Genomic DNA, 2944 nt, shown 5'->3' with positions numbered 1-2944 from the left:
TGTAAAGGTGTTCATAGTTCACCTCTCTGTATAATTATAAAAAATCTCATAACCATTCTTAGATCCCTGAACAGATAATAATCATGCCTTCTATTCAAGGTTGTGAATTCATATCCTGATCAACTTCATCTATCACCCGGGCCCGGGATCTTGCATGTATGAGCTGGTACGAAGAGGAAGGCGACTCCGGTATGCAGCCGTCCCAGTTTATCGAGAATGAGATCGGAAGGGATACGGTCATTCCTCATCCATATCTCCGGCCTGTTCAGGCAGTTTCCTGTCATGCCCCGGAGCCAGATGCCCAGCTCCATTCGTTTTCTGCTAAAGATCTCATCCTCTTTAAGCAATGTCCATTCCGGTACCGTCTGAATAAAGAATGGGGGTTCCTGCCCGGGCTCTCTCCTGATCTCGGGTTTGGAAATGCTCTCCACTTCTGTCTTGGTGAGATCTCAAAACTGCTTAAACAGGGTGTTCCAGTAGAGAAGGCAGTTGATCAGTCTATCGAGTCCGGGTTCTGTCTGACATATGCTGACCGGAACCGGTTTCTTGGTATGAAGCGGGTGGCTCATCAGCGACTTTTTTCCTTTGCAAACCAGAGAAAGAGAATGAATAATGGCCATGATATAATGAATCAGTGTTTTTGAAACTTTTTTCAACAATGTCGATAAATAAATGAAAAGATACCCGGGCCATGAGGCCTGGAAATACCAGGATTTGTGCCTACAACTTTAATCTGATTGCGTTTGGTCAATCAATGCAGTCCTTTTTGCAAATTTCCATATTCCTTCGATCTTCACAAACACATCATGATAAACCCCGGTCTGAACAAAGGTTGGTAACTCATCATCCGGGTATTGCCACATAAGGTTGAGCATGGTAACTCCTTCCACTGTATCTGCTGACATCGATTTCAGGATTGTATTGGTCTGATAATGCCTGGTTTGAATCCCTTTTTCGGTCATATTTGCCATCCGCTCCGCCATCGCTTCTCTCAACTGATTGCGGCTTTTCGCCTGGAATTCGAGTTCAGTTCCTTTGTCTGTATATACTTCCCAAATACAGTCTGTTGTAAATAGACTGATAAAGGAATCAAGATCTTTGGAATCGTACGTATAAGAGTAGGTGTAGATAAGATCCAGGATTTCCTGACGATCTTCTGGAGGTATCGGGATTGACTGATTGCCATTATTGTCTTGAAAAATAGTATTTTCTATGTCAACATTATTAATTCCACTATTGTTCTCGCCATACACTTCGCATGAAAGAAACGTGAGAAGTACAAGAAAAAGGAAAAGAAAAGAGAATGTATTACTTTGGATCATGATACTGAGATTCTTCTTTTTTTCCATATAATTATTGTGAGAATGAGATCAGACGGATACGGTCATTCCTCCTCCATATCTCTGGCCGGTCCTGGTAGTCCCGTGTCATGCCCCGGAGCCTGACGCCGAACTTCATTCGTTTCCTGCAAATATCTCATCCCTTTTCAGCAATGTCCCTACCGGTACCGTCTGAATAACGAATGGGGGTTCCTCCCCGGGCTCTCTCCTGATCTCGGGTTTGGAACCTCTCTCCACTTCTGTATTCGGCCATATATCCTGAATGAGGTGGTCTGGACTCTGGGATGACCAGATCTACCTGAAGTACCATCTTTTGAAAAATACTTCAGCCGACTCACGATCCTCCGCAGATTATCGGTTCACCATTTCTTATTCGAAAATGCCAACCTCACGGTTTTATGGCGATACGCAATAGATAAAAAAAGGAGTTACCGGGATTATCGCTTTGGACGGGATGTTTTTACATACTCTGGTTTGCGCATAATTGCTGATGCATCACCCTTCCACACCTCAAGAGTAATGGTATATCTTCCAATCCCTTTGTATTCATGGAGGGGATTCATCAGTGTTGAATATGTCCCGTCACCGAAGTTCCATCTCCATGCTGATGGAGAACCGGTTGAACGATCAGTAAACTGAACAGTAAGCGGGGGTACTCCACTCACCGGACTTGCGGTAAAGTTGACAGCTAGCGGGATCGGGGTAGGGGTAGGAGTTGGTGTCGGAGTTGCTTTCACTTTTACTAGCGGTGCAGTATCGTATACCCCGGTGGCGACTGTAAACGGCGTAGTTGAGTATCCATTTGGGTTCATCGGCTGCAGATCAGACCACCCGGTATGGTTCGAATTGGTCCAGTAATTTCCTGCAATAAAGGGACCATCCATAATATTTGTTCCCTGAATTGGTCCGGCCGGATTTGTCCATGAAAACGCCCCCATTTTTCCGGTCCCATTGACATATTGCTGGCCTGAAAAAATGTTATCAAAGATCTCTCCACTTCCCTTTCCATCTTCAGAGATCACATAGATTCCGGAATTATTACCAGAGCGAATCAGATTCTGGATAATAGATACATTGAGCGCCCGATCACTCAAATTGATTCCTGTTGGATTATCTGAAATATAATTCCCGGTTATCGTAGTATTATTACTCCGCCAGGTGAGTGCAATACCATTTTCAATATTCTGAAAGACGGAATTATCCTGGATTATTGCATGAGGAAGGACGGATTTAATTCCACCAACCGCATTTAAAATGGCAACATTATCGATAATCTGTGCATAATATCCAAGCCCTTCGGTTCCCGGTTCCGGGCCGACATACATTCCACCTGCATAGATTCCATAATTAGCGTTATCATTACCGGCATTGCCTGACACTGTTGCATAATTACCCTGCGATAAGATTCCATTTCGGTTATTTGAGGCATAATTTTCAGTAATCGTTGAATAATTACCCAGCGAATGGATACCTATATCACTTTGATTATACACGAGATTTCCGATTATTTCCGAACAATCACCGTGTGAACTGATCCCCGTTGCACTGTTGTCATGAACGATAGAATCGGAGATGGTGACATATTTTCCTTCAGAATATACTCC

General features: G+C 43.7%; 3 protein-coding genes. 1 reads left to right on the top strand and 2 read right to left on the bottom strand.

Features of this window, described 5'->3' with window-relative positions:
• Nucleotides 1–158: 158 nt before the first annotated feature.
• Nucleotides 159–644 carry a PD-(D/E)XK nuclease family protein gene (locus tag LUQ50_RS00025; RefSeq protein WP_300034240.1) on the top strand — a complete coding sequence of 162 codons (486 nt, stop codon included), beginning with the start codon at nt 159–161 and terminating at the stop codon, nt 642–644.
• A gap of 84 nt (nt 645–728) precedes the next feature.
• On the opposite strand, the gene LUQ50_RS00020 is transcribed toward LUQ50_RS00025, so the two are convergent.
• Entirely contained in the window at nt 729–1322 is a 594-nt protein-coding gene (locus LUQ50_RS00020) for a nuclear transport factor 2 family protein (protein ID WP_300034237.1), read from the bottom strand.
• Nucleotides 1323–1777: 455 nt separating this feature from the next.
• A partial coding sequence (locus tag LUQ50_RS00015) for a NosD domain-containing protein (RefSeq protein ID WP_300034234.1) occupies nt 1778–2944 on the bottom strand: 1167 nt, incomplete at its 5' end.

The organism is Methanospirillum sp., assembly GCF_028679455.1.
In the GTDB taxonomy this organism is placed as follows: Archaea; Halobacteriota; Methanomicrobia; order Methanomicrobiales; family Methanospirillaceae; genus Methanospirillum.
This window is presented reverse-complemented; position numbering and strand designations above follow the sequence as displayed.